Origin of the sequence: Paraburkholderia silviterrae, assembly GCF_004353915.1 — a bacterium.
In the GTDB taxonomy this organism is placed as follows: domain Bacteria; phylum Pseudomonadota; class Gammaproteobacteria; order Burkholderiales; family Burkholderiaceae; genus Paraburkholderia; species Paraburkholderia silviterrae.
Genome location: NZ_SMRP01000028.1, coordinates 56,881 through 82,198, shown reverse-complemented (window position 1 = coordinate 82,198; position 25,318 = coordinate 56,881). Strand labels below are relative to the sequence as shown.

General features: G+C 67.5%; 23 protein-coding genes and 1 pseudogene. 20 read left to right on the top strand and 4 right to left on the bottom strand.

Features of this window, described 5'->3' with window-relative positions; genetic code table 11:
- The 7 genes and pseudogenes from EYW47_RS33675 to flhA form a co-directional block, all read left to right on the top strand.
- On the top strand, positions 1 to 742 hold a 742-nt coding region (locus EYW47_RS33675; RefSeq protein WP_276322977.1), incomplete at its 5' end, for a chemotaxis protein CheB.
- Positions 743 to 987: 245 nt separating this feature from the next.
- Positions 988 to 1,383 carry a chemotaxis response regulator CheY gene (gene cheY, locus EYW47_RS33670; protein ID WP_133199137.1) on the top strand — a complete coding sequence of 132 codons (396 nt, stop codon included), beginning with the start codon at positions 988 to 990 and terminating at the stop codon, positions 1,381 to 1,383.
- 139 nt (positions 1,384 to 1,522) lie between these two features.
- Positions 1,523 to 2,233, top strand: a complete 711-nt coding sequence (cheZ, locus tag EYW47_RS33665; RefSeq protein WP_133199142.1) for a protein phosphatase CheZ — start codon at positions 1,523 to 1,525, stop codon at positions 2,231 to 2,233.
- Between the two features lie 570 nt (positions 2,234 to 2,803).
- Positions 2,804 to 3,310, top strand: coding sequence for a DUF2844 domain-containing protein (locus EYW47_RS42215; protein ID WP_240764031.1), 507 nt, complete (start codon positions 2,804 to 2,806; stop codon positions 3,308 to 3,310).
- 17 nt (positions 3,311 to 3,327) lie between these two features.
- Entirely contained in the window at positions 3,328 to 4,644 is a 1,317-nt protein-coding gene (locus tag EYW47_RS33655) for a DUF3443 domain-containing protein (protein WP_240764030.1), read from the top strand.
- A gap of 396 nt (positions 4,645 to 5,040) precedes the next feature.
- Positions 5,041 to 6,234: pseudogene (flhB, locus tag EYW47_RS33645) on the top strand (flagellar biosynthesis protein FlhB); the annotation flags it as partial.
- 134 nt (positions 6,235 to 6,368) lie between these two features.
- Positions 6,369 to 8,468, top strand: a complete 2,100-nt coding sequence (gene flhA / locus EYW47_RS33640; RefSeq protein WP_133199132.1) for a flagellar biosynthesis protein FlhA — start codon at positions 6,369 to 6,371, stop codon at positions 8,466 to 8,468.
- Positions 8,469 to 8,535: 67 nt separating this feature from the next.
- Here flhA and EYW47_RS33635 read toward each other — a convergent pair whose 3' ends face one another.
- Positions 8,536 to 8,778, bottom strand: a complete 243-nt coding sequence (locus tag EYW47_RS33635) for a prevent-host-death protein (protein WP_133199131.1) — start codon at positions 8,776 to 8,778, stop codon at positions 8,536 to 8,538.
- A gap of 360 nt (positions 8,779 to 9,138) precedes the next feature.
- Here EYW47_RS33635 and flhF point away from each other — a divergent pair, with 360 nt between their 5' ends.
- Genes flhF through EYW47_RS33620 form a run of 3 tightly spaced genes read left to right on the top strand, consistent with a single transcriptional unit; the run spans position 9,139 to position 13,021 of the window.
- Entirely contained in the window at positions 9,139 to 11,259 is a 2,121-nt protein-coding gene (gene flhF / locus EYW47_RS33630) for a flagellar biosynthesis GTPase FlhF (protein WP_133199129.1), read from the top strand.
- Positions 11,252 to 12,271, top strand: a complete 1,020-nt coding sequence (locus tag EYW47_RS33625) for a MinD/ParA family ATP-binding protein (protein ID WP_133199128.1) — start codon at positions 11,252 to 11,254, stop codon at positions 12,269 to 12,271. Before flhF ends, EYW47_RS33625 begins: the two co-directional genes overlap by 8 nt.
- Before the next feature lie 18 nt (positions 12,272 to 12,289).
- Positions 12,290 to 13,021: an RNA polymerase sigma factor FliA gene (locus EYW47_RS33620; protein WP_133199127.1), complete on the top strand. Its 732-nt coding sequence runs from the start codon at positions 12,290 to 12,292 to the stop codon at positions 13,019 to 13,021.
- Between the two features lie 572 nt (positions 13,022 to 13,593).
- On the opposite strand, the gene EYW47_RS33610 is transcribed toward EYW47_RS33620, so the two are convergent.
- The 3 genes from EYW47_RS33610 to flgA all read right to left on the bottom strand — a co-directional run bounded on the left by EYW47_RS33610 (position 13,594) and on the right by flgA (position 16,057).
- Positions 13,594 to 14,040, bottom strand: a complete 447-nt coding sequence (locus EYW47_RS33610) for a flagella synthesis protein FlgN (protein WP_133199126.1) — start codon at positions 14,038 to 14,040, stop codon at positions 13,594 to 13,596.
- Positions 14,041 to 14,113: 73 nt separating this feature from the next.
- Positions 14,114 to 14,464 carry a flagellar biosynthesis anti-sigma factor FlgM gene (gene flgM, locus EYW47_RS33605; RefSeq protein WP_133199125.1) on the bottom strand — a complete coding sequence of 117 codons (351 nt, stop codon included), beginning with the start codon at positions 14,462 to 14,464 and terminating at the stop codon, positions 14,114 to 14,116.
- Positions 14,465 to 14,608: 144 nt separating this feature from the next.
- Positions 14,609 to 16,057 (bottom strand): flagellar basal body P-ring formation chaperone FlgA, encoded by a 1,449-nt coding sequence (flgA, locus tag EYW47_RS33600; RefSeq protein WP_240764029.1) that lies wholly within the window; start codon positions 16,055 to 16,057, stop codon positions 14,609 to 14,611.
- 227 nt (positions 16,058 to 16,284) lie between these two features.
- Between flgA and EYW47_RS33595 the strand changes: the two genes are divergently transcribed.
- The 10 genes from EYW47_RS33595 to EYW47_RS33550 all read left to right on the top strand — a co-directional run bounded on the left by EYW47_RS33595 (position 16,285) and on the right by EYW47_RS33550 (position 25,265).
- Positions 16,285 to 16,845 (top strand): flagellar basal body protein, encoded by a 561-nt coding sequence (locus tag EYW47_RS33595; protein ID WP_133199124.1) that lies wholly within the window; start codon positions 16,285 to 16,287, stop codon positions 16,843 to 16,845.
- A 130-nt stretch (positions 16,846 to 16,975) separates the two neighbouring features.
- Positions 16,976 to 17,401 (top strand): flagellar basal body rod protein FlgC, encoded by a 426-nt coding sequence (flgC, locus tag EYW47_RS33590; RefSeq protein WP_133199123.1) that lies wholly within the window; start codon positions 16,976 to 16,978, stop codon positions 17,399 to 17,401.
- A gap of 178 nt (positions 17,402 to 17,579) precedes the next feature.
- Positions 17,580 to 18,251, top strand: coding sequence for a flagellar hook assembly protein FlgD (locus EYW47_RS33585; protein WP_133199140.1), 672 nt, complete (start codon positions 17,580 to 17,582; stop codon positions 18,249 to 18,251).
- 35 nt (positions 18,252 to 18,286) lie between these two features.
- On the top strand, positions 18,287 to 19,546 hold the full coding sequence (gene flgE / locus EYW47_RS33580) for a flagellar hook protein FlgE (RefSeq protein WP_133199122.1): 1,260 nt from the start codon (positions 18,287 to 18,289) through the stop codon (positions 19,544 to 19,546).
- A 35-nt stretch (positions 19,547 to 19,581) separates the two neighbouring features.
- Entirely contained in the window at positions 19,582 to 20,340 is a 759-nt protein-coding gene (gene flgF / locus EYW47_RS33575; RefSeq protein WP_133199121.1) for a flagellar basal-body rod protein FlgF, read from the top strand.
- A gap of 45 nt (positions 20,341 to 20,385) precedes the next feature.
- Positions 20,386 to 21,174 carry a flagellar basal-body rod protein FlgG gene (gene flgG / locus EYW47_RS33570; protein ID WP_133199120.1) on the top strand — a complete coding sequence of 263 codons (789 nt, stop codon included), beginning with the start codon at positions 20,386 to 20,388 and terminating at the stop codon, positions 21,172 to 21,174.
- A gap of 248 nt (positions 21,175 to 21,422) precedes the next feature.
- Positions 21,423 to 22,052, top strand: coding sequence for a flagellar basal body L-ring protein FlgH (locus EYW47_RS33565; RefSeq protein ID WP_240764033.1), 630 nt, complete (start codon positions 21,423 to 21,425; stop codon positions 22,050 to 22,052).
- Complete coding sequence (locus tag EYW47_RS33560; protein WP_133199118.1) at positions 22,046 to 23,245, top strand: flagellar basal body P-ring protein FlgI; 1,200 nt, start codon at positions 22,046 to 22,048, stop codon at positions 23,243 to 23,245. Before EYW47_RS33565 ends, EYW47_RS33560 begins: the two co-directional genes overlap by 7 nt.
- Positions 23,246 to 23,254: 9 nt before the next feature.
- Positions 23,255 to 24,259, top strand: coding sequence for a flagellar assembly peptidoglycan hydrolase FlgJ (gene flgJ, locus EYW47_RS33555; protein ID WP_133199117.1), 1,005 nt, complete (start codon positions 23,255 to 23,257; stop codon positions 24,257 to 24,259).
- Positions 24,260 to 24,509: 250 nt separating this feature from the next.
- Entirely contained in the window at positions 24,510 to 25,265 is a 756-nt protein-coding gene (locus EYW47_RS33550) for a flagellar brake protein (RefSeq protein WP_133199116.1), read from the top strand.
- Positions 25,266 to 25,318: the final 53 nt, after the last annotated feature.

Sequence of the window (25,318 nt, the reverse complement as noted above, 5' to 3'; positions counted from 1 at the left end):
GCGTGCGCCAGCGCCCGCGCTGGCCGCTGCGGCCGCTGCGGCCAGCACGGGTGCCGCCGCTCATGCGGCGCACCCCGCCAGCGCGCACGGCAGCCACGCGCCAGCGCCGGTTCACGCCGCGCCGATGCTCAACAACCCGCTCGTCTCGACTGAGAAGCTGGTGATCGTCGGCGCGTCGACGGGCGGCACCGAGGCGATCCGCGAAGTGCTGCAGCCGCTGCCGCCCGACGCGCCGGCCGTGCTCATCGCGCAGCACATGCCGCCCGGCTTCACGAAGTCGTTCGCGCAGCGCCTGAACGGCCTGTGCCGCATCACCGTGAAGGAAGCGGAGCACGGCGAGCGCGTGCTGCCCGGACACGCGTATATCGCGCCGGGCCACGCGCACCTGCTGCTTGCGAGGAGCGGCGCGAACTACATCGCCCATCTGTCCGACGAGGCGCCGGTGAACCGGCACCGGCCGTCGGTGGACGTGCTGTTCCGCTCGGCGGCGCTGCACGCGGGCAAGAACGCGATCGGCGTGATTCTCACGGGCATGGGCCGCGACGGCGCGGCGGGCCTGCTGGAGATGCGCCGCGCCGGCGCCTTCACGCTCGCGCAGGACGAGGCGAGCTGCATCGTGTTCGGCATGCCGCGCGAGGCCATCGCGATGGGCGCCGCCGATGAGATCGCGCCGCTTGCCGACATGAGCCGCCGCGTGATGACGCGCCTCGCCAGCATGGGCGAGCGCGTGCAGCGCGTGTAGTGCGGCGTGTTGTAGTACCTGCAGGGCGCGTGGCGAACGGCGCGCGGCGCCAGCGGGAAAAACGGCGCGGCGGCACGCAAGCTGCTGCACCGCTTGGGCACAAGGCCGCTTTGGCACAAAGCTTTGGTTGAGCGAGCGTGTGGCCGTGCAAGGCCCACACGATCGATGACGATGAATCGATCTGGACAGGCGTTGGGCTTGTCTGGATCACTGCCCGGGTTTTGGCCTGGAGGAATGGAACCGAGATGGATAAGGGAATGAAGATTCTGGTGGTGGACGACTTTCCGACGATGCGCCGGATCGTCCGCAACCTGCTCAAGGAACTGGGCTACGCGAACGTCGACGAAGCCGAAGACGGCGCCGCGGGCCTCGCGCGCCTGCGCGGCGGCAGCTACGACTTCGTGATTTCCGACTGGAACATGCCGAACCTCGACGGCCTCGCGATGCTCAAGGCCATCCGCGCCGACGCGTCGCTCTCGCATCTGCCGGTGCTGATGGTGACGGCGGAGTCGAAGAAGGAAAACATCATTGCCGCGGCGCAGGCGGGCGCGAGCGGCTATGTCGTGAAGCCGTTCACGGCGGCGACGCTCGACGAGAAGCTCAACAAGATTCTCGAAAAGATGGCGAAGGCCGGGAGCTGACGTGAACGAGTTCACCGCCGTGCAGCAGGCCGCGGAGTCGGCCGTGCAGCCGCTCGACGCGCGACCCGTCGATGTGCAGTCCGCGGCCTGGCCCACCGAAGCCTTGGCGCTGCGCGCCGCCTTGTCCGAAGCGCAACTGATCGGCGCGCTGCCTGCCGGGGCGCACGATGGCGCCGGCACGGAAGCGGGCGAATTCGCTTCGGACCGCATCCTCGCGCGCATCGGCCAGCTCACGCGCACGCTGCGCGACTCCATGCGCGAGCTCGGCCTCGACAAGCACGTGGAGCGCGCGGCCGAAGCGGTGCCCGACGCGCGCGACCGGCTGCGCTATGTCGCGAACATGACGGAGCAGGCGGCCGAGCGCGTGCTTTCCGCGATCGAGGTGGCCAAGCCCATGCAGGCCCAGCTCGAAAGCGACGCGAAGGCGCTCTCTGCGCGCTGGGCCACGTGGTACGACGCGCCGATCGGCCGCGAGGAAGTGCGCGCGCTGATGGACGACACGCGCCAATTTCTGGAGGGCGTGCCGCAGTCCACGGCGGCGACCAACCGGCAGTTGCTCGAAATCATGCTCGCGCAGGATTTCCAGGACCTGACCGGTCAGGTGATCAAGAAGATCATGGACGTGGTCTACCTGATCGAGCAGCAACTGCTGACGGTGCTGGTCGAGAACATCGCACCGGAGCGGCGCGAACAGTTTGCGGCGAATGCCGCGCTGCTCGCGGAGACGGCCGGCGGGACGGGCAGCCCCGAGGCCCTGCTGAACGGCCCGCAGATCGACCCCGAAGGCAAGGCCGATGTGATGCAGGATCAGGCGCAAGTGGACGATCTGCTCGCGAGCCTCGGGTTCTAGCGCAGGGCTTCAGACGGCCCGGGACGGCTGCCGCGGCCGCTCGGGCAGCTTGGCTAATGCAGCCCACTTATGCGTCTCATAAAGCAGCCCACTCAAGAAGCCCACTTAAGCAGCCGGTTCTGGCAGTCCCCACGGGCCACTTCCCCACGATCTGGCCGCTGCTCGTTTGCACGGCCATGCTGCGCGCCGGATGATCAGCCGGCCTGGCCGTGCGGCTAGCTCCCGAATATCATGGCGCACAGGCATACTAGAGGCCGTTCGCTCATTGCCGTCGCGGCGTGCCGCGGCGGTGCATTGCAGCGCTACCAGCCGTTCCCCGTCAAGACGCCGTCCGTAGCCGCCAGTCGTCAGGCGCGGGCGCCGCGCGGAGGAGCGCGCGACCGAGAGAGGGGGAGGGTCATCTTGTATCCGCACACATCGACCGTTGTGTCTGCCGTGTCCCGCGCGTCTCACTGTGCCGGCTCGTCCGGCGCGCCGGGCTCGTCGAGTTCGTCTTCAGCTTCGCTTTCAGCGCAGCCCCCGGTTTCCAGCAGCGCAGCATGGCGCCTCGCCGCCGCGCTCGTATGCGCAGTGGGTGCATGGGCAATCTCGCTGCCTGCCAGCGCCGCGCTGGGCGGCGCGCCCATGGCCACGCCCCCGGGCGCGAGCGTCACCGTTCCGAATAGCGCAATCGGCCCGGCGGGCCAAGGCGCGGCCTCCACGGTCATGCGCCAGGCGGCCCAGGCCAGTGCGTCATCCAGTGCTTCCGCTACCGGCGGCGCAGCCGCGTATTCCGTGAAGCAAACCACGCTCGCGAACGGCACCGTCGTGCGCGAGTACGTCTCGCAGGCGGGCACCGTATTCGGCGTGGCCTGGAGCGGGCCGCAGCCCCCCGATCTCTCCGCGTTGCTCGGCGGCTATTTCCCGCAGTACGTCGCGGGCGTAGAGGCCAATCGCGCCAGAGGCGTGCGTGGAATCGGCGCGGTCGACAATAGCGGCCTCGTCGTGCACTCGGGCGGCCACATGGGCGCCTTCTCCGGCCAGGCATGGCTGCCGCAGGCGCTGCCGGCCGGCGTCAGCACGTCCGACATCCAATAACGAACGGGAGGCGACGCGTGTCCAACTACGTAATCCCCAACGCCTTCGTTCGCGCCCTGCGTGAGCCGCGCTCCTTCCTCCTTGCCGTGCTGCTCGCGCTCACGGCGGGCCTTGCCGCCTGCGGCGGCGGTGGCGGCAGCTCCAGTTCCAGCGGCTCCGGCGGCTCGAGCAGCTCCGGCAGTAGCGGCACTGGTTCGCTGCCTGCCGGTCCGCAGCAGCAGCCCATTGCCGCCACGGCCGTGAATACTGTGCCGGTGACCGTGAACAGCGGCATCAACAGCAACTTCCCCAACATCCCCACGGTCACCGTGACGGTCTGCGTGCCGGGCACGAGCAACTGCCAGACCATCAACAACGTTCAGGTGGACACGGCCTCGTTCGGCCTGCGCGTGGTCGCTTCGGCGCTTGGCAACTTCAACAACACGTTGCCCACGACCACCAGCAATGGCAGCACGCTCGCCGAATGCACGGCGTTCGCCGACGGCTATACATGGGGCACGGTGCGCAACGCCGACGTGAAGATCGGTGGCGAGACGGCCAGCAACATTCCGATCCAGGTGATCGGCGATCTTGCGAGCTCTACGGTGCCGCAGACCTGTGCGAGCTTCGGGCCCCCGCAGAATTCGACCCAGGCGATCGGTGCGAACGGCATTCTCGGTATCGGCGTCTCGCCCTGGGACTGCGGCGCGAACTGTGCGAATAGCGCCTCCACGAGCACCTACTACGCGTGCCCTGGCGGCGGCAACTGCACCAACACAGCCGTTGCGCTGACGAGCCAGGTGACGAATCCCGTTTCGAAGTTCGCGCTCGACAACAATGGCGTGATCCTGCAGATGCCGCCCATCTCCAACAACGGGCAGGCTTCGGCCACGGGCACGCTGGTGTTCGGCATCGGCACGCGGTCGAACAACACGTTGAACGCCTCGCAGCGCTTTGCGACCAACCAGTGGGGCGACATGACCGGCACGTACAACGGGCAGGCGCTGAGAGAGACGTTCCTCGACTCCGGCTCGAACGGGATCTTTTTCAACGATAGCGCCATAGCGCAGTGCGGCGGCAATCTCGGCACGTTCTACTGCCCATCCACGCCGCTCACGCTCAACGCGACGCTCACCGACATCAATAACACTTCGGGCAACGTGAGCTTCAACGTGGTGAGCGCGTCCGTGTTGCTCAACGGCGGCAGCAACTTCGCGTTGAACGATCTCGCAGGGCAGTTCGGCTCGAGCACGAACCTCGACCTCGGCCTGCCGTTCTTCTACGGGCGCTACGTGTACTACGGCATGGACCAGACCCACACTGGCGGCACGCAGACGCCGTACGTGGCTTTCTAACGCGCTGCGTCTTGGCGCGTCCGCCGCAGCAGCGGCGGGCGCGCACACCTTGCCTGTCCGCCCGGCGCTCGCCCGGCCCTTTCGTCCCTGATTTCCCACGCGACGGTGGCGCTTGCCACCCGCCGCAGCTTAGGCTCCTGCCTCCTGCCTCCTGCCTCCTGCCTCCTGCCTCCTGCCTCCTGCCTCCTGCTTCCTGCTTCCGCCCTCCAGCCACCGCTTGCCCCCGTCGCCAAGGCAAACCTTGCGGCCATCCCATCCCGCGAAATACCCCGGTTTCCCTGCCTTACTCCGCCGATCACCGCTTGCGCCGCGCGGCAATAATCGCTCTCACTGAAAAAGGGCGTGCGCCGTCACCGCAGGGGTGGCGGGCCGCGTGCGCCGCCGACCGGAGCATCCGTGGCAGAGGACAGCGACCTCGAAAAAACCGAATCAGCCACTCCCAAGCGCCTCGAAAAGGCGCGTGAGGAGGGGCAGATTGCGCGTTCGCGGGAGCTTTCCACGTTCGCGCTGCTTTCGGCGGGGTGCTTTGGCGCCTGGCTGCTCTCGGGCACTATCGGCGAGCATCTGCAGACCATGCTGCGCGGCGCGCTCACGTTCAACCACGCGGGCGCCTTCGAGACGAAGCGCATGCTCACGGGCGCCGGTGTGGCCGCGCGCGAAGGCCTGTTCGCGCTCCTGCCCGTGCTCATGCTGACCGGCGCCGCCGCGCTGCTCGCGCCCATGGCGCTGGGCGGGTGGCTGTTCTCGACCCAAGCGCTGGAAGTGAAGTTCAGCCGCCTCAATCCGGTGTCGGGGCTCGGGCGCATCTTTTCGGTGAACGGGCCGATCCAGCTCGGCATGTCGCTCGCGAAGACGCTCGTGGTGGGCATCATCGGCGGCTCGGCGCTGTGGATGCGGCGCGAGGAGATTCTCGGCCTCGCCATGCAGCCGCCGGCGCGCGCGCTCGCCGACGCCATGCATCTGATCGCCGTTTGCTGCGGCACGACCGTCGCCGGCATGTTCGTGGTGGCCGCCATCGACGTGCCGTACCAGCTCTGGTCGTACCACCGCAAGCTGCGCATGACCAAGGAAGAAGTGAAGCGCGAGCACCGCGAGAACGAGGGCGACCCGCACGTGAAGGGCCGCATTCGCCAGCAGCAGCGCGCCATGGCGCGCCGCCGCATGATGACGCAGGTGCCCAAGGCCGATGTCGTGGTGACCAATCCGACGCACTTCGCCGTCGCGCTGCAATACGCCGATGGCGAAATGCGCGCGCCGAAGGTGGTCGCCAAGGGCGTGAACCTCGTGGCGGCGCGCATCCGCGAGCTCGCGACCGAACATAACGTGCCGCTGCTCGAAGCGCCGCCGCTTGCCCGCGCGCTCTACTACAACGTCGACATCAACCGCGAGATTCCCGGCCCGCTCTACGGCGCGGTCGCGCAGGTGCTCGCATGGGTCTATCAGTTGAAGCGCTTTCGCGAGCACGGCGGCGACGTGCCGATGGCACCCACCGACCTCGACGTGCCGCCCGAGCTCGACAAGGGCGCGGTGAGCGACGAAGACGCGGCCGAGGAAGCCGACGAGTCGCTCGCGCCCGAGGCAGGCGCGGCCGGCGGCAACGCGCCTGGCGCCGCACCGGACGCAGCATCCAGCACCGCATCGAACACCGCCCGCAGCGCGAATTCCGGCGCGAACCGTAACGAAACGCGCAACGAAGCACGCGGCGCGAATGAAGGAGCAACAGAATGAACGCCCGCACCGGTTTCCTCGCGCGGCGCCCGGACGTGCTGCAAGGCACGAATCTGCGCGCGCTCGCCGGGCCGATCCTGATCTGCATGATCCTCGGCATGATGATCCTGCCGTTGCCGCCGTTCCTGCTGGATCTGCTGTTCACCTTCAATATCGCGCTTTCGGTGATGGTGCTGCTCGTCAGCATGTACACCATGAAGCCGCTCGACTTCGCGGCGTTCCCGAGCGTGCTGCTGTTCTCCACGCTGCTGCGCCTCTCGCTGAACGTGGCCTCCACCCGCGTCGTGCTGCTCGAAGGCCACACCGGCCCCGATGCGGCGGGCAAGGTGATCGAGTCGTTCGGCCACTTCCTCGTGGGCGGCAACTTCGCCGTGGGTATCGTCGTGTTCGTGATCCTCATGGTGATCAACTTCATGGTGATCACGAAGGGCGCGGGCCGGATCGCGGAAGTCTCGGCGCGCTTCACGCTCGACGCCATGCCCGGCAAGCAGATGGCGATCGACGCCGATCTCAACGCGGGCCTCATCAACGAAGAGGCCGCGCGCAAGCGCCGCACCGAGATCGCCCAGGAAGCCGAGTTCTACGGCTCGATGGACGGCGCGAGCAAGTTCGTGCGCGGCGACGCCATCGCGGGCCTGCTCATCATGGCGATCAACATCATCGGCGGCCTGATCGTGGGCGTCGTGCAGCACGGCATGCCGTTCGCCGCCGCCGGCGAGACCTACACGCTGCTCACCATCGGCGACGGCCTCGTCGCGCAGATTCCGTCGCTCGTGATTTCGACGGCCGCCGGCGTGATCGTCTCGCGCGTGGCGACCAACGAGGACATCGGCACCCAGCTCACCGGCCAGCTCTTCACGAACCCGCGCGTGATGATGATCACCGGCACGATCATTCTCATGATGGGCCTGATCCCGGGCATGCCGCACTTCGCGTTCTTGCTGCTGGGCGGGGGCGCGATCCAGCTCGGCCGTGTGCTCAAGAAGAACGCCGAGGCGAAAAAGGCCAGCGCCGTGCTCGCGGACGTCCTGCCGGCCGCCGCCGCGCCGGTCGAGAACGCCGAGGCGAGCTGGGACGACGTGGCGCTCATCGACACGCTCGGGCTCGAAGTGGGCTACCGCATCATTCCGCTCGTCGACAAGAACACCGACGGCGAGCTGCTCAAGCGCATCAAGAGCATCCGCAAGAAGTTCGCGCAGGAAATTGGCTTCTTGCCGCCGGTCATTCACATTCGCGACAACCTGGAGCTGCGCCCGAACGCCTACCGCATTGCGCTAAAGGGCGTGGAAGTGGGCTCGGGCGAGGCGTTCCCGGGCCAGTGGCTCGCGATCAATCCGGGGCAGGTGAGCGCGGTGGTGCCCGGCACGCCGACCACCGACCCGGCGTTCGGGCTGCCCGCGATCTGGATCGATTCGAACATGCGCGAGCAGGCGCAGGTGTTCGGCTATACGGTGGTCGATTCGAGCACCGTGGTGGCGACGCACCTCAATCACCTCGTGGTGATGCACGCGGCCGAGCTGCTCGGCCGCCGCGAAGTGCAGGCGCTCATCGAGCGCGTGCAGAAGGACACGCCCTCGCTCGTGGACGACCTCGTGCCGAAGGTCATGCAGGTCACGACGCTGCAGAAGGTGCTGCAGAACCTGCTGGAAGAAGGCGTGCCGATCCGCGACATGCGCACGATCATGGAGTCGCTCGCGGAGCACGCGCCGCGCATGCCCGACGCGCATGACCTCACGGCTGCCGTGCGCATCTCGCTGGGCCGCGCGATCACGCAGCAGTGGTTCCCCGGCAGCGGCGACATGCAGGTGATGGGGCTCGACGCCAATCTCGAACGCGTGCTTTCGCAGACGCTCACGTCCGGTCCGAACCCGGGGCTGGAGCCAGGGCTTGCGCACACGCTGCTCACGCAGACCGAAATGGCGATGGGGCGTCAGCAGGCGCTCGGTTTAGCGCCCGTGCTGCTCGTGCAGCACGCGCTGCGGCCGATGCTCTCGCGCTTCCTGCGCCGCAGCCTGCCGCAGTTGAAGGTGCTCTCGTATGCCGAGGTGCCGGATACGCGCAATGTGAGGGTGGTGAATGTGGTGGGGGCGGGGTGAGCACCTGACGCACTTGCCCCGAGCAGACAGAGGGCCCGCTCAATGCGGGCCTTGCCGCTTTTTCAACTCACAAGTCGCTCAGCTTCACCGCGACCACGGGGTCGTTTTGGCGAGTTTTGACGAGGTGGCACAGCTCGATGTCTTCGAGCGTCTCGCATAGCGTGTCCCATAGCCCAACCGACACGAGGAGCGCCACGGGCTTGCTGTCTTGCAGTATGGCCACCGGACGATCGGCCGACGCCACGATCGCCTCAAGGCAGGTTTTCAGGTCTTCGATGTCGACTGATGCTTGCGGGATTAGCGTTTCCATCGTTGTGATTCTCCGAGGTGGAAGTGAGGGCCACCTGCAGTTGCATAGCGTGGCATCCGCTTACAACCAAGAGGCGAGGACGCCACTTTATGAGCGTCGCGCTGGCGTGCGCCTTGTGCGGAATCAAAACGCGTAGCACCCATCGATCGACCTGCGCCGTCGCGCCGCGCGCAAGCGCTCCAGCTTCCCCCATCCCCCGAATTACCCAGGTTTCCCCGCCCTGATCCACCGATCGTCGAGGGCTCACCTTCGAAATAATTCCAACATCGGAGAAGGGCCCGCGCGAGCGCGCCAGGCTCGCAGCAATCCAGACGCAATCGACCGGCGGCCCAAGCCGCCCACCTCAATCAGGGGCATAGCTTGAACATTCGCAAATTCATCGGTGGCACCAGCCGCGACGCTCTGCGCCTCGTGCGCGAAGCGCTGGGTGCGGACGCCGTTGTGCTGTCGAACCGCACGCTCGACGACGGCAATGTCGAAATCGTCGCGCTCGCGGATAGCGACCTCGCGGCGATCGCGCCGGCGGATGGCGGCGCGCCCTCTGGCGGCGCGCCCTCTGGCGGTGGGCAGTTCGGCAGCGCCCAGGCACAAGGTGGCGCCGCCTTCGCGACGAAGCCGACGCGCGCGGCCCTCGGCGCACAGCCTGCCGCGAACGTAGCGACGCCCGGCGTAGCGACGTCTGTGGGCAACCCCTACGCAAGCGGCGGCATGCCCGACGTGTTCTCGTCGGTGTTCGGCGCGAGCCCGGAAGTCGGTGCCGAGCACGACAGCGCCGGGACGAACGCCGGCATGCACGACGAAGCCGACGGCAGCGACGACGCCACCGTCTCGCTCGCACAGGCCACGCAGGCTAAGCTCAGCGCCGAAGCTCCCGACGCCGCAGCGCAGCCGTTCGCGGCCTCGCGTGCCGCGGCTGGCCAGGCCGCGCAGCAGTCGACGATGCCGCCGACCGCGCAGGCGATGCAAGCCGCACAGCCCTTCAGTGCCGCGAGGACCGCAGGCGCTGCGGGCCGCGATGCCGCCGGACGCCTCGAACAGGCCGCCATGCAGCCGGCAGCCGATCCGTCGGGCGCGCCGCGCACGATGGCCGAATCGAATCCCTGGCTGATCGACCACGCGCGCCGCATCGCGAGCCAGCAAGCGGGGCAGCAGGATCAGGCGTTGCCGGCCGGAATCACGCCCGCAGCCGCCATGGCCAAGGGTCTCGGCGTTGCCGCCGATCCCGTGCATCGCGCCGATGTCGAGGCGAGCACGCCCGAATGGGCCCGCCAGGCCGCGCACGTCGCGGCGCGGCGCGCCGCCCGCAGCATCGGCCAGAGCCCGGACGCAGCCGGCCCGGCGCCTCTCGCCCAGAACGCGACGCATACCGCACAGCCCGCCCATCCCGCGCAGGCCGCGCAGAACGCAGCGACCGCACCGGCTGCACAAACCCCGGCACAAGGCGGCGCGCCCAACACGGCGCAGACGGTGAGCGAAGCGATTCGCGCGCGCATCGAGCAGGTCGTCAACGAAACCGTGATGCACGAGCTCGCCTCCATGCGCGGCATGATGGAAGAGCAGTTCGCGGGTCTGCTGTGGGGCGAGCGCCAGCGCCGCAACCCGGTGCAGGGCACGCTCACGAAGCAGCTCTTCGCGGCCGGTTTCTCGGCGCAGCTCGTGAAGATGGTGGTCGACCGCCTGCCCGAGGTGGAAACCGAGGAAGCCGCCATGCAGTGGGCCCAGTCGGTGCTCGAATCGAACCTGCCCGTGCTCGAGGACGAAGAAGCGCTCATGGAGCACGGCGGCGTGTTCGCGCTGATGGGGCCGACCGGCGTGGGCAAGACCACGACCACGGCGAAGCTCGCCGCGCGCTGCGTGATGCGCTTCGGCGCGAGCAAGGTCGCGCTGCTCACCACCGACAGCTACCGTATCGGTGGTCACGAGCAACTGCGTATCTTCGGCAAGATTCTGGGCGTCTCGGTGCACGCGGTGCGTGACGGCGCGGATCTGCAGCTCGCGCTCACCGAGCTCAAGAGCAAGCACATCGTGCTGATCGACACGATCGGCATGAGCCAGCGCGACCGCGCCGTGGCCGATCAGATCGCCATGCTGTGCAGCGCGGGCCGTCCGGTCCAGCGCCTGTTGCTGCTTTCGGCGACGAGCCACGGCGACACGCTCAACGAAGTCGTGCAGGCCTACCAGAGCGGCCCGGAGAACTCGCCGCTCACGGGCTGCATCCTCACCAAGCTCGACGAGGCGACCAATCTCGGCAGCACGCTCGACACGGTCCTGCGCTACAAGCTGCCGGTGCACTACGTCTCCACGGGCCAGAAGGTGCCCGAGAACCTGTACGTGGCCACCCGCCGCTTCCTGGTCCGCAGCGCGTTCTGCGTGCCGCGCGACCGTTCGCCGTTCGTGCCGCACGAGGACGACATTCCCGCGCTGCTCTCCGCGCTCTCGACGCGTTCGAACACGCAAGCCCACGAGGTCCGGTTTGGATAAGTTCGTGATCGATCAGGCAGAAGGCCTGCGACGGCTGCTCGCGCGCGAAGGCTCGCGCGTGATCGCGGTGACCGGCGGCCCGGGCTCTCCCGGGCGCACGACCGTCGTGATCAATCTCGCGGCCGCACTGACCGCGCAGGGCAAGGATGTGCTCGTCATCGACGAATGCCTCGGCCCGCGCTCGGTGAGCGCGCTGCTCGGCGGCGTGCACGGCGCGGGGAACGCGTCGGGGTACTCATCGGGGAACCTCGCGGGCAACCGCGCAGGTAACTGCGCAGGCAACTTCGCGGCGGTGATGCGCGGCGAGATGGCGCTGGACCAGGCGGTGGGGCGGCATGCCCTCGGCTTCGGCGTGCTGGCCGCCCCGCGCGAGCCGCGCGCGCAGTACACGGGCGCGCAGTTCAATGCGCAGTTGAGCAAGGTGCTCGCCGGTCCCGCCGATTTCGTGCTGATCGATGCGCAACTCGACGCCGAAGGCGCGCTCTCGCCGCTCGCGATGCATGCGCACGACGTGCTGATCGTGATGCGTGTGGTCGCGCAGGCGATCACCGACGCCTATGCGTGCATGAAGCGGCTGCATTTCGCGCACGCGATCGGCCAGTTCCGCGTGCTCGCGAACCAGGTGGCGAGCGAGAGCGAAGCGCAGACCGTGCTCGAGAACCTCGCGGGCGTGGCGAGCCGCTACCTCACGGTGTCGCTCGAAATCGCTGGCAGCGTGGCCGCCGACCCGCACATGCCGCGCGCGCTGCAGCTCTCGCGCTGCATCGTCGATGCGTTTCCATCCACGGCCGCCGCACGCGACTTTCGGCATGTGGCGGCCGAGCTGCCGCACTGGCCGATGCGCCCCGCGCTTGCGGCGACGGCTGGCGCGCAGGCGCATGCGACAAATGCGGCAAATTCAGCAGATTCATTCGTTTCATCCGTCACTGGCGTTCCATCCGCGCCTGCGCCGGCTCATGCGGGATGGCGGGCGGACTCGCCCGTGCAGCGCACCGCGCACCAGCACGCGTGACGGACATAGGAGAGCCAGATGTATAACGCTCAAGGAAAGATTTCGCAGGCCGAAGTCCTCGCGAAATACGCGCCGCTCGTGCGGCGGCTGGGACTGCAGCTCGTGGCGAAGATGCCCGCAAGCGTGGATCTCGACGACTTGATCCAGGCCGGCATGATCGGCCTGCTCGATGCGGCGAACCGCTACAAGGAAGATCAGGGCGCGCAGTTCGAGACCTACGCGAGCCAGCGCATTCGCGGCGCGATGCTCGACGAGCTGCGCAGCAACGACTGGCTGCCGCGGAGCCTGCGGCGCACCTCGCGCGAAGTGGAAAGCGCCGTGCATCAGGTGGAGCAGCGGCTTGGCCGCTCGGCGAGCGAGACCGAGATCGCCGAGCATCTGCAGATGCCGCTCGATGAGTTCCAGAGCATGCTGCAGGATCTGCACGGCAGCCAGCTCATCTACTACGAAGACTTCGACCGCGCCGCCGACGACGAGCCGTTCCTCGACCGCTATTGCGTCGATCACTCGGACCCGCTTTCGGCGCTGCTCGACGACAGCCTGCGCGGCGCGCTGGTCGAGGCGATCGAGCGGCTGCCCGAGCGCGAGAAGCTGCTCATGTCGCTCTACTACGAGCGCGGCATGAACCTGCGCGAGATCGGCGCGGTGATGGAGGTGAGCGAGTCGCGCGTGTGCCAGCTGCACAGCCAGGCCGTCGCGCGCCTGCGCACGCGGCTGCGCGAGATGTCCTGGGCGGGCACGGAGAATTAGTCAGGCGCGGCGCCGATGGGTCGGCGCTGACAGCTTTGCATGGGACCGGAGTAAGCGCTAACGCTGGTCGACAGGGAGGGGGAAGCCGGGGCACGCAAGTGTTTCGGCTTTTTTTGCGCCGTGAGAGCGGCCAGCGTGGATTTGCCAGCGGCTCCGGCTAGCCGACACGGAAACCTACATCAATCGCTACACAGAATCAAATATGTGTAAATAATTCAATAGATTAGTAAGCGTAATCGGCAACTTCAAACACTATGCGTGGGGACATCACGGCATAACGACAACCGCTTCGTTCGAGCCTTTGTTTCCCGAAGACCGGGTTCTCGATCCGCTGCTTGACCGTGCATCGGAGCTCGTCAGTTCGTCCGAGGAGTTGCTGCCTGCGCTGAGGACTCCGCTTGCTGCGGCGCTGGTGCCGCAGCTGCGTGCTGACTATGAAGCGGCGCGCCGCTCTCAAAGTGAGCCGTTGGCCGATGACATGGGTTGCCGCAATAAACAAAAAAGCCGAAGCACCCACGCCCCGGCTTTTCAATCTCACGCGCGGCTGCTCGCCGCGCGCAAAAGCGGACCGCCTACAACCCGAACGCAGGCAAACGCCCATCCGGCCCGTACAGCGTCGATGCGCCGTTGCTGGTTTCGCCGCGCAGGATCGCGAGCGCCCGGCGGTTATGTTCCATGCGCGTGCGCACCATCATGCCGATCGTGAGGTTCTGGCGGCGCGCGCGCTCGGTCGAGCCCTTGAGCAGGGCCCACTGGCCCGCGAGCCGCGCGTCGCCGTCGCAGGCCATCTCGATGCCCTTGCGCCCGCCCGGCAGGCCGAGTCCGGCCAGTTGCGCGTCGCGCGCCTTCTCGAGGCCCGCCATGCGCTGCGTGAGCGTCGTCTTCTCTTCGACGATCTGCGGCAGCGCGCCGATGCCGTCCGCCGTCGTGAGCGCCTTCTCCTCGAAGGCGAGCAGCGAGGCGAACGCCTCAACCGCGGCGTGTTCGTCGATCAATGTGGCGAGAAGAGCATCTTTCATCGGGGACCACCTGAGAATGCGTAGTTGAGGGGCGGCGCGTGCTGCGGGGTGCTCAGCGCAGCGCCTGCGCCCCTTAGCTGCCCGAGGCCGGCTTGAGCAGGCCGCGCGCGGTTTCGATAATGCCGTCGGCGATCTTGCCGGTGTCGATCTGCAGCGTGCCGTTCTTGATGGCGTCCTTGATCGACTGGACGTGGCCCATGTCGATGTCGGCGGCGCCGCTCGCCGCGAGCGAGCGCAGCGAAGAGGAAAGCGACGAAAGGCTCACGTTGGCGTCCGAGCTTGCACCCGAGGCGATCGAGCTGGCTGCGGCGGCGGATGCCGTGCCGCCGGCGCCCAGCGCGCTCGCGGATTCGCTTTGCTGCGTGCGCGCGGGCCCATCCTGGAGCGAGCGCGCGTCATTGCGGGTGGAGGTGTCGATTTTCACGATGGGGATTCCTGATCCGTATGGCTTTGATAACGGCAAGGGCCGGCGCGAACTTTAGCGCGAAAGTCCTGCCGTTACATGCTGTTACGTGTTCTGCCGCACGTTGCGCCCAGGCGTTTTTTCGCCCTGATCAGGAGAGCGTCCCTAAATCTGCACCTGCACCGTCCCGGCGTCTTTCACGACGCCGCTGATGATTTGCCCGCCGGCCGTGCGCACGCGCACCATCTGGCCGGGCGCGGCATTGTTGAGCACGCTGCCCTCCGAGGAAATCGTGAAATTCGAGCCGACGGCGATCACCCTGACCGTCTGGCCGATCACCACCGACGAGGCGCTGCGCAGCATGTCCGTGCGCAGCGGCAGGCCCGCCGTGATGCGCGCGAGCGCGACGGCGCCGTTGGCCTGCGTGGGGTCGGTGATGATGGTCTGCGGCAGGCTCGCGAGGTCGCCTTCGCGCGGCATGAAGTCGGCGGCCGAGAGCATCTGGCCCGCGTCGATCTGGCGCGCGGCCACGTAATAGGTGATGTCGACGGCGACGCGCCCCACCACATAGAGCGTCCACGGCTTCGCGCCGACACAGCGCACGCCCACGGTCGTGCGGCCCCACATGCGCGCGCCCGGCGGCATGAAGGGCTCGAGCGCGGCGCAGGCCGCGAGGCCGCGAGGGAAGACGGGGGGAACGGTGACGCTCACCTTGCCCGGCAAGCCCGCCGCCTGTTGTTGCAGGAAGGCGAGCGCGGTGGCGCGGATGCGCTCGCCGTCTTCCTGGCCTGGCGGCATTTGCGCGGCCTGGCCGTATGCGACGGCGCTGGCGCTCGTGGCCGTATAGGCACTGGCGGCCATCGCCGGCGCGCGCGTCACCGGCACGGCGGGCAGTCTCGCGGCGGCGGCCGGCGGCGCGGTTTCGACGACGACGGGCGCGACCGCACTCGACGGCGTGACGACGTTCACGCGCTGGAGCCCGCCCGCGCCGGCGTTGCCGTTCATGACGGCGGGCGCGGCGGCGTTCGCTGCCATACGGTTGGCTGGCTGGCTTGCGGATGGGTTCGCCGAAGGGTTTGCCTGCGAGTATGCCGACGGGTTAGCGGGCGGCACGCGCATCGGTTGCACGGCGCGAGCGAGCGCGGGCCGCATGGCGGGTGCCGCGCCCGAGCCGGGTGCGGGAATCGTGACGATCTCGGGCGTGGCTTCGCTCGCGCGGCCGCGCTCGCCCGGCCCCGGGATCGTGATCATGCCCGGCTGATTTTGCGCTTGAGCCGGGTCTTGTCCCGCGCCTTGTCCATCGGCTTGCGTGCCGCGCGCGAGCATCGCCGCGCTCTGGGCGTAGCCGTTGGCGTAGGCGTGCGTATCGGTGCCCATCGAACCGCCGCCCGGGTTCGCCTTGCCCGGTTGCGCGAGCATGGCGCTCATCTGGGCGGCATCCGAGCCGGCGCGGTCGCCGGGGCCCGCGATATAGATCTGCTGGCCAGGCGTTTCGCTTTGCGCGTGCGCTGCGCCGCTCATGCCCAGTGCGGCGGCAGCGCCAAGCGATGCCAGCGCTGCCCGCACCGCCTGCACTGCCATAGGGCGCGCGCGAAAGAAGGCAGTCAGCGGCATCGTCGTTCTCCATTCATTGCATTGACACGACTCGCATTCTAGGCGGCGACCCCCGCGCGCTTACGTCGAATAGAGGGGGGCTTTACCGGCTATTCGTCCGATTGGTTCTTGTCAGGCGCGCCTAACATTCGTTTCCATGCGAAAAGGCCTGTGCGCCTCGCCCAGTTGCCGGATGCGCGATGCATGCGCCGAAGCAGCCCCTCATTTCGTGTCACGGAGAACGCCGGATGCTGGACAAACTCGACGCCGAATTCGCCTTTGGCCGCGAAGCGCTCGATGTGCGTGCGACGCGCCAGGCGTTGCTGTCCTCGAACATCGCGAACGCCGATACGCCGGGCTACCAGGCGCGCGACGTCGACTTCTCGGCCTCGCTCGCGGGTGCGCTCAAGCAGGCCGGCGCGGCCACGCCGGGCGCGATGGCCACGACGGGCGCCGCCGCGGGCGCAGCGGGTGCAACGGGTGTAACAGGCACGGCCGGCGGCAACTTCCAGCCGCTCGCGCTGGCGCAGCCCGCGGGCGTGACGAGCGGCATGTCGATGGCCACCACCGAGGCGGGCCACATGGCCGGCAACGTGAAGCTGATCCCGACCGGCGGCCCGGCCAGCAGCTACACGAGCCCGGTGATGTACCGCAATCCGACGCAGCCCGCGCTCGACGGCAACACGGTCGACCTCGACACCGAGCGCGTGCAGTTCGCCGACAACGCGCTGCACTTCGAGTCGGGCATGACCGTGCTTTCGCAACAGATCAAGACGATGCTCTCGGCGATCCAGTCGGGTTCGAACTGAGGCGCGGGCATCGACGCAGTCATCGATTCAAGCAGCACAGCGCAAGCAGCGGCGCATAGCGCCGCGCGCGCAGCGCAGCAAACGTTAAGCAGGCCAAGACGCACCAGCCATCCGAGAGGTCAACGAAACCATGCCATCCCTGATGAACATTTTCAGCGTTGCGGGCTCCGCCATGTCGGCGCAGTCGCAGCGCCTGAACGTGACGGCGTCCAATCTCGCCAACGCCGACAGCACGACCGGCCCCGACGGCCAGCCGTACAAGGCCAAGCAGGTCGTGTTCGCGGTCAACCCGCTCGGCGGCGCGCGCACGGCGTCGGGCCAGCAAGTGGGCGGCGTGCAGGTGACCGGCGTGATCGACGACCCGACGCCCATGAAGCAGAGCTACGACCCGGACAACCCCGCCGCCGATGCCAACGGCTACGTCACGATGCCCAATGTGGACCCGGTGCAGGAGATGGTGAACATGATCTCGGCCTCGCGCTCGTATCAAGCCAACGTCGAGACCCTGAACACCGCGAAGACGCTGATGCTCAAGACCCTGACCATCGGGACGTGAAGCGGCACCTGAGACATAGACCTGAATCTGGCAACTGAGGCCGGTGCGTGAAGCACACCCCGGCCATACCCCACGCCACACAGCCACATCGAGCGTATCCGAGGAGAATGCGTTGACCTCCAGCAACACCACCATCGGCGGCAGCACCGCCACCGTGTCGCAGCAGTTGCTCGACACCATGAACGTGAACGGCAGCTCGTCGGCGTCGAGCGCTTCGGGCACGTCGGGCACGTCGGGCTCCTCTTCGACGAGCGGCAGCTCGCTGCAGAACACCTTTTTGCAACTGCTCGTCACGCAGCTGCAAAACCAGGACCCCACCAATCCGATGGACAGCTCGCAGATGACTTCGCAGCTCGCCCAGATCAACACGGTCACGGGCATCCAGCAGCTCAACACGTCGCTCTCGTCGCTCTCGACGCAGCTCTCGGCGGGCCAGAACGCGCAAGCCGCGCTGCTGATCGGCTCGACCGTGCTGGCGCCGGGCAGCAGTGCAACGGTGTCGAGCGGCAGCGCGCCGCAACTGGGCGTGACGCTGCCCGCGGCGGCCTCGGACGTGAAGCTCACGATCACCAACTCGGCGGGCCAGGTCGTCAACACGCTCGATCTGGGCGCGCAGTCGGCGGGCACCGTGCCCGTCACCTGGAACGGCACCGACGCCGCGGGCAACACCGTGGCCGACGGCACCTACACCGTCAGCGCGAGCGCGACGGTCAATGGCCAGGCGGGCACGGCCACGGCGCTCGTCGCGAGCAAGGTCCAGGGCGTGATCCAGCAATCGGACGGCAGCGCGAGCCTCTCGCTCGCCAACGGCAAGACGGTCGCGCTCTCGGGCGTGGGCGCCATTCTCTAACACCTATTGAACACGACAGCGCGGAGTAGACACTCATGGGCTACCAGCAAGGATTGAGCGGCCTCGCCGCAGCGTCGAACGATCTCGACGTCATTGGCAACAACATCGCCAACGCGAACACGGTGGGCTTCAAGCAGAGCACGGCGCAATTCGCCGACGTCTATGCGAACACCGTCGCCACCTCGGTCAACACGCAGATCGGTCTTGGCGCATCGCTCTCGCAGGTGCAGCAGAACTTCTCGCAGGGCACGATCACCACGACCGGCCAGGCGCTCGACGTCGCCATCAACGGCAACGGCTTCTTCCAGATGTCGAACAACGGCACCGTCACGTATTCGCGCAACGGCGTGTTCCAGCTCGACAAGAACGGCTATATCACCGATGCGTCGGGCAACGACCTGATGGGCTACGCGGCCGGCGCGAACGGCGTGGTGAACTCGGCGCAGACGGTGCCGCTCCAGGTGCCCACGACCAACATCGCGCCGGTCACGACGGCCAACGTCACGGCGCAGCTGAACCTGAACGCGCAGTCCACCGCGCCCACCGGGTCGTCGGCGACGTTCGACCCCACCAACTCGAGCACCTACAACTACTCGACCTCGATCACGGCGTACGACTCGCTCGGCGGCGCGCAGCAGGTCAACATGTACTTCGTGAAGGGCGGCGTCGACACCAGCGGCAACCAGGAGTGGAACGTCTACGCGGGCACGCCGGGCAGCGTTTCGACTTCGGCGGTGGGCACGATGGCGTTCAATTCGTCGGGCAACCTCGTGGGCACGGCCGACTCGACGGGCAAGGCGACCTCGATCGGCCAGATTCCGATCACGATCAATCCGACCGACGGTTCGACCCAGAACCAGAAGATCACGCTGAACTTCACCGGCACGACGCAGTTCGGCAGCACCAACGGTGTGAACAACCTGACCCAGGACGGCTACGCGAGCGGCACGCTCTCGAACTTCTCGATTGGCTCGGACGGCACCATCACCGGCAACTACTCGAACGGCCAGACCAAGACGCTCGGCCAGGTCGTGCTCGCCAACTTCAACAACCCGAACGGGCTGATGAACCTCGGCGGCAACCAGTTCCAGGAAACCGCCGCCTCGGGTGTGCCGCAGGTCTCCACGCCCGGCAGCACGAACCACGGCTCGCTCACGGGCGGCGCGGTGGAGTCGTCGAACGTCGACCTCACGAACCAGCTCGTCGACCTGATCACGGCGCAGCGCAACTATCAGGCAAACGCGCAGACCATCAAGACGCAGCAGACCGTCGACCAGACGCTGCTGCAGATGTAAGCAGGCGCACGCACCTTTAACGCACCGGGCACATCATGGACCGACTGATCTACACCGCGATGACGGGCGCGAGCCAGGCGCTCGACCAGCAGGCCGTTGTCGCGAACAACCTGGCGAACGTCTCGACCACGGGCTTTCGCGCGCAGCTCGCGAATTTCCGCGCCGTGCCGATGTCGTTCGGCGACGGCACGACCGCGAACGACACGACCACGCGCACCTTCGTGCTCTCGGCCACGCCAGGCTCCGACATGACGCCCGGCGCGATCTCGCACACCGGCAACCCGCTCGACATCGCCGTGCAGGGCTCGGGCTTCATCGCCGTGCAGACTGCCGACGGCAACGAGGCCTACACGCGCGCGGGCAACCTGCACGTGGACGAGAACGGCCAGCTCGTGACGGCCAGCAACCTCCAGGTGATCGGCGGCGGCGGCCCGATCGCGGTGCCGCCGGGCTCGGCGGTGACGATCGGCAAGGACGGCACCGTTTCGGCGATCGCGCCGGGCAGCCCCGCCGACGCCATCGCCATGATCGACCAGATCAAGTTCGTGAACCCGAGCGCCGGCTCGCTCACGCGCGGCGACGACGGCCTCTTTCACACGGCCGACGGCAACCCCGCCGACGCCGACCAGACGGTCCAGGTGGCGACGGAGTCGCTCGAAGGCAGCAACGTGAATCCGGTGGCGGCGATGGTCTCGATGATCGACAACGCGCGCCAGTTCCAGCTGCAGACCAAGATGCTGCAGACCGCCGACCAGAACGAACAGAGCGCGAACCAGCTGCTCAACTTCAGCTAAGCATTTGAACAGGCTGCGCGTCTCGCGCGCCGGGAGAACAACACCGTGAACCGATCGCTCTACATCGCCGCCACCGGCATGAACGCGCAGCAGGCGCAAATGGACGTGATCTCCAACAACCTCGCGAACGTGAGCACCAATGGCTTCAAGGGCTCGCGCGCGGTGTTCGAGGACCTCATGTACCAGACGCTGCGCCAGCCGGGCGCGAACTCCACGCAGACCACCGAGCTGCCCTCGGGCAGCCAGGTGGGCACGGGCGTGCAGCAAGTGGCCACCGAGCGCCTCTACACCCAGGGCAACCTGCAGCAGACCGGCAACTCGAAGGACGTGGCGGTCAACGGCGCGGGCTTCTTCCAGGTGCAGATGCCCGACGGCACGACGGCCTATACGCGCGACGGCTCGTTCCAGTCCAACTCGCAGGGCCAGCTCGTCACCTCGAGCGGCTACCCGGTGCTGCCCACCATCACGGTGCCCGCGAACGCCACCTCGCTCACCATCGGCAGCGACGGCGTGGTGACGGTCACCACGCCCGGCTCGGCGAGCAACACCACCATCGGCTCGCTGCAGCTCGCCATGTTCATCAACCCGGCCGGCCTGCAATCGAACGGTCAGAACCTGCTTTCGGAAACGGCTTCGTCGGGCGCGCCCACGGTGACCACGCCGGGCCTGAACGGCTCGGGCACGCTCAATCAGGGCTACGTGGAAGCCTCGAATGTGAACGTGGTGCAGGAGCTCGTGAACATGATCGAGACGCAGCGCGCCTACGAGATCAACAGCAAGGCGGTCACGACCTCCGACCAGATGCTGCAGACCCTGAGCCAGATGCAGGTTTGAGCACCGGCTTGAAGGTCGGGTGAATCAGAGGCAAACAGCTGAATAGCAGTACGGAACAGTACGAAAGCGTACGAAAGAGTACGAAAGAGTACGAAAGAGTACGAAAGAGTACGAAAGAGTACGAAAGAGAAGTGGTGAAGAGCATGAGCCAGTCCGTCCGAAACAACTCTCGCAAGCGCGCGGCGCAAGGGCCCGCGCGGGCGTTGCCGCGCGCCACGGCGCCGTGGGCAGCGGCGCTCGCGCTGGCGATGCTGGCGGGCTGCGCCTACATCCCGAACCGGCAGCCGATCACGGCCCAGCCGATGACGGCCGTGCCGCCTTCGCCGCCGCCCAACAGCTCGCCGGGCTCGATCTACAACCCCGGCTACACGGGGCGGCCGCTCTTCGAGGATCAGCGCCCGCGCAATATCGGCGACATTCTCACCATCGTCATTTCCGAAAACATGTCGGCGACCAAGTCCTCGGGCGCCAACACCAAGCGCGGCGGCAGCACGAGCTTCAACGTGCCGACCGCGGGCTTCGCGCCGGGCTTCTTCTCGCGCGCGAACCTCAACGCCCAGGGCGCGAACCAGTTCGACGCGACGGGCGGGGCGAATGCGTCCAACACCTTCACGGGCGTGATCACCGTGACCGTGACGAACGTGCTGCCCAACGGCAACCTGGTGGTCTCGGGCGAGAAGCAGATGCTCATCAACCAGGGCAATGAGTTCGTGCGCTTGTCCGGCGTCGTGAACCCGAACACCATCGCCGGAGACAACTCCGTGCTCTCGACCGACGTGGCCGACGCGAGAATCGAATATTCCGCGAAAGGCGTGATCGACGAAGCCGAGACCATGGGCTGGCTGCAACGCTTCTTTTTGAATATCGCGCCATGGTAAAGATCCGCTTCCGTCACTCGCGCCGCTCGCGCGTGAAAGACGTGCTCACCGCACTGGGATTCGTGGCCGGTCTCGTGTTCGCGTGCGGCGCGCTGCTGGCTTACGCCGTGCCCGCGCATGCCGAGCGCGTGAAGGACCTCGTGTCGATCTCCGGCGTGCGCGACAACCCGCTCATTGGCTACGGCCTCGTGGTGGGTCTGGACGGCACCGGCGACCAGACCACCCAGGCGCCCTTCACGACGCAGACGCTCGCGAACATGCTCGCGAACCTGGGCATCTCGATCAACAACACCTCGAGCGCCACGGGCTCTTCGCAGACGCTCAACAACATGCAGCTGAAGAACGTCGCGGCCGTGATCGTGACCGCCACGCTGCCGCCGTTCGCGCGTCCCGGCGAGCAGATCGACGTGACCGTGTCGTCGCTCGCCAACGCCAAGAGCATTCGCGGCGGCACGCTGCTGCTCACGCCGCTCAAGGGCGCCGACGGCCAGGTCTACGCAATCGCCCAGGGCAACGTGGCGGTGGGCGGCGCGGGCGCCTCGGCCAACGGCAGCAAGGTGCAGGTGAACCAGTTGGCGGCAGGCCGCATCTCGGCAGGCGCCACGGTGGAGCGCGCCGTGCCCTCGGCCGTCACGCAGGCGGGCGGCATCCTGCAGATGGAAGTCAACGACATGGACTACGACACGACGCAGCGCATCGTGGCGGCGATCAACAACATGTTCGGCGAGAGCGTCGCCCAGGCCGTGGACGGCCGCACGATCCAGGTGCGCGGCCCGACGGACCCCTCGCAGCAGGTGGGCTTCATCGCGCAGATCCAGAATCTCGACGTGCGCCCGGCGCAGCCGGCGGCGAAGGTGATCCTCAACGCGCGCACCGGCTCGATCGTGATGAACCAGATGGTCACGCTCGATAGCTGCGCGGTGGCGCACGGCAATCTCTCGGTGGTCGTGAACACGCAGACGGCGGTGAGCCAGCCCGGCGCGTTCTCGAACGGCACCACGGTGGCGACGCGGCAGTCGCAGATCCAGTTGAAGCAGGACAACGGGTCGCTCAAGCTCGTGACGGCGGGCGCCAACCTCGCGGAAGTCGTGAAGGCGCTCAACGCGCTGGGCGCGACGCCCGCGGACCTTATGTCGATCCTGCAGGCGATGAAGGCGGCAGGCGCCCTGCGCGCCGATCTTCAGATTATCTAAGGAGCGAGCATGGATAACTCGAATATCGGCGGCAGCCTCGACCTCACGAACCGCTTCGCGCTGGACGTGCAGGGCTTCGACTCGATGCGGGCCGCGGCCAATGCGGCGCCCCAGCAGGGCGTGAAGATGGCCGCCAAGCAGTTCGACGCCGTGTTCACGCAGATGATGCTCAAGAGCATGCGCGAGGCGACGCCCGACGACGGCCCGCTCGACTCGAAAGACGGCGCGCAGTTCACCTCGATGATGGATCAGCAGCTCGCGCAGCAGATGTCGAACAAGGGCATCGGCGTGGCCAGCGCCATGATCAAGCAGCTCATGCGCAGCATGGGCGGCGACGCCGGTGGTGCCGGTGGTGCAGATAGCGCCGGTGGAGCAGGCGGCATCGCCGGCGCCATGTCGGGCATGGCCGGCTCGGGCGGCAGCGGCAACGAAGGCAACATGGCGATGCTGAGCGCGCTGGGCCGCGCCTACGGCAACGCCAGCGCGAACGGCGCGCTCGGCAAGGGACAAGGCTGGGACGCCAACAGCGCGCTCACGCCGCCCGTGCGTGGCAACGGCGACGAAAAAGTGGATGCCTTCGTGAACAAGCTCGCGGGCGGCGCGCAGCAGGCGAGCGCGGCCACCGGCATTCCGGCGCGCTTCATCGTCGGCCAGGCGGCGCTGGAGTCGGGCTGGGGCAAGCGCGAGATCATGAAGGCGGACGGCTCCACGAGCCACAACGTGTTCGGCATCAAGGCCACGAAGGACTGGACGGGCAAGACCGTCTCGACCATGACGACCGAATACGTGAACGGCACGCCGCACCGCGTGGTGGAGAAGTTCCGCGCCTACGACTCGTACGACGACGCCATGACCGACTACGCGAACCTGCTCAAGAGCAACCCGCGCTACGCCTCGGTGATCAACAACTCGCACAGCGCGGAGAGCTTCGCGCACGGCATGCAGCGCGCGGGCTACGCGACCGACCCGCAATACGCGAAAAAGCTCATGTCGATCATGCAGCAAATGGCCTGACGGCCCGATCGCGCCGTGATCGCCGAACGCAAACGTTGCCTCGCCGACGTTATGCGACGTTTGCGCGAAACTCCGGCGCGGCCGTGCGCGAGAGCACGGAATATTTGCATGGAACCCCTAAATTTCTCTCTGCGCCTGCCGCTAATGCAGGCGAGAAGTAAAAGAATCAGGGGCGGCGATAACCGCCCGGACGGCGCGTGGCGGCTCAGGCCGTGGCGCGCCGGCATGTCCACGAAATTCCGGCACGCCGATGAATACCGTTCAGTCGAATCAACAGGAAGCCTCCGAGGGCGAAGTCCCCGACTATGGCCGGCGCAACCCGCTAGAAGTCGGGGTGCAGTTGCGCAACCTCGTCAATCGGGGCGACTTCCTGACCTTGCAATACGGCGGTGGCCAACTGGTCACGCGCATTCTCGAGGTGAACACGCGCGAGCGCACCTTCGTGTTCGACTGGGGCGCCTTGCCCGAGCAGAACCACGACGTGCTCGCGTGTGCCCAGTGCCAGTTCCATGCCTCGCCCGACGGCGTGCGCGTGGAGTTCGCCACGGTCGCGCCGCGCGAGACCGAATTCGAAGGCCGGCCCGCATTCGAAGCCGCGTTTCCCGAGGTGCTCTACTACGTGCAGCGCCGCGAGTATTTCCGCGTCGACACGCCCGTGCTGGAGCCGTGCCTGTGCCGCGGCGCGCTGCCCTCGGACGGCCAGCGCTTCCAGTTCGAGGTGCACGATCTCTCGCTCGGCGGCATCGGCCTGCGCACGACCGACGAGCGCGCGGCGAACATCGAGATGGGCCTGAAGCTCCCCGGCGTCGAGCTCGACCTGCGCGCGCATGGCGTGCTGCGCGTGGATCTGGCGCTCGCGGTGCTGCGCTTCATCGACCTGCCCAGCGGCGAGCGGCGCTATCACCTGGGCTTCAGATTCGTGACGCTGCCCGGCGCCGCGGAGAACACCCTGCAGCGCTACATCACGCAGCTCGAAATGAAGCGGCGCGCGTTCCAGCGCGCCTGAGCGCCTCCGGGATTCGGCGCCCGGGACCGCCGGGCGCGTGCGCCGCACCCAGT

Excerpts from the sequence above, each read along its gene's own strand:
- cheY (WP_133199137.1), top strand. The coding sequence starts at position 988 with ATGGATAAGGGAATGAAGATTCTGGTGGTGGACGACTTTCCGACGATG.
- flhA (WP_133199132.1), top strand. The coding sequence starts at position 6,369 with ATGAACGCCCGCACCGGTTTCCTCGCGCGGCGCCCGGACGTGCTGCAA.
- EYW47_RS33635 (WP_133199131.1), bottom strand. The coding sequence starts at position 8,778 with ATGGAAACGCTAATCCCGCAAGCATCAGTCGACATCGAAGACCTGAAA.
- EYW47_RS33620 (WP_133199127.1), top strand. The coding sequence starts at position 12,290 with ATGTATAACGCTCAAGGAAAGATTTCGCAGGCCGAAGTCCTCGCGAAA.
- EYW47_RS33610 (WP_133199126.1), bottom strand. The coding sequence starts at position 14,040 with ATGAAAGATGCTCTTCTCGCCACATTGATCGACGAACACGCCGCGGTT.
- flgA (WP_240764029.1), bottom strand. The coding sequence starts at position 16,057 with ATGCCGCTGACTGCCTTCTTTCGCGCGCGCCCTATGGCAGTGCAGGCG.
- EYW47_RS33595 (WP_133199124.1), top strand. The coding sequence starts at position 16,285 with ATGCTGGACAAACTCGACGCCGAATTCGCCTTTGGCCGCGAAGCGCTC.
- flgC (WP_133199123.1), top strand. The coding sequence starts at position 16,976 with ATGCCATCCCTGATGAACATTTTCAGCGTTGCGGGCTCCGCCATGTCG.
- EYW47_RS33585 (WP_133199140.1), top strand. The coding sequence starts at position 17,580 with ATGAACGTGAACGGCAGCTCGTCGGCGTCGAGCGCTTCGGGCACGTCG.
- flgE (WP_133199122.1), top strand. The coding sequence starts at position 18,287 with ATGGGCTACCAGCAAGGATTGAGCGGCCTCGCCGCAGCGTCGAACGAT.
- flgF (WP_133199121.1), top strand. The coding sequence starts at position 19,582 with ATGGACCGACTGATCTACACCGCGATGACGGGCGCGAGCCAGGCGCTC.
- EYW47_RS33565 (WP_240764033.1), top strand. The coding sequence starts at position 21,423 with ATGCTGGCGGGCTGCGCCTACATCCCGAACCGGCAGCCGATCACGGCC.
- EYW47_RS33560 (WP_133199118.1), top strand. The coding sequence starts at position 22,046 with ATGGTAAAGATCCGCTTCCGTCACTCGCGCCGCTCGCGCGTGAAAGAC.
- flgJ (WP_133199117.1), top strand. The coding sequence starts at position 23,255 with ATGGATAACTCGAATATCGGCGGCAGCCTCGACCTCACGAACCGCTTC.
- EYW47_RS33550 (WP_133199116.1), top strand. The coding sequence starts at position 24,510 with ATGAATACCGTTCAGTCGAATCAACAGGAAGCCTCCGAGGGCGAAGTC.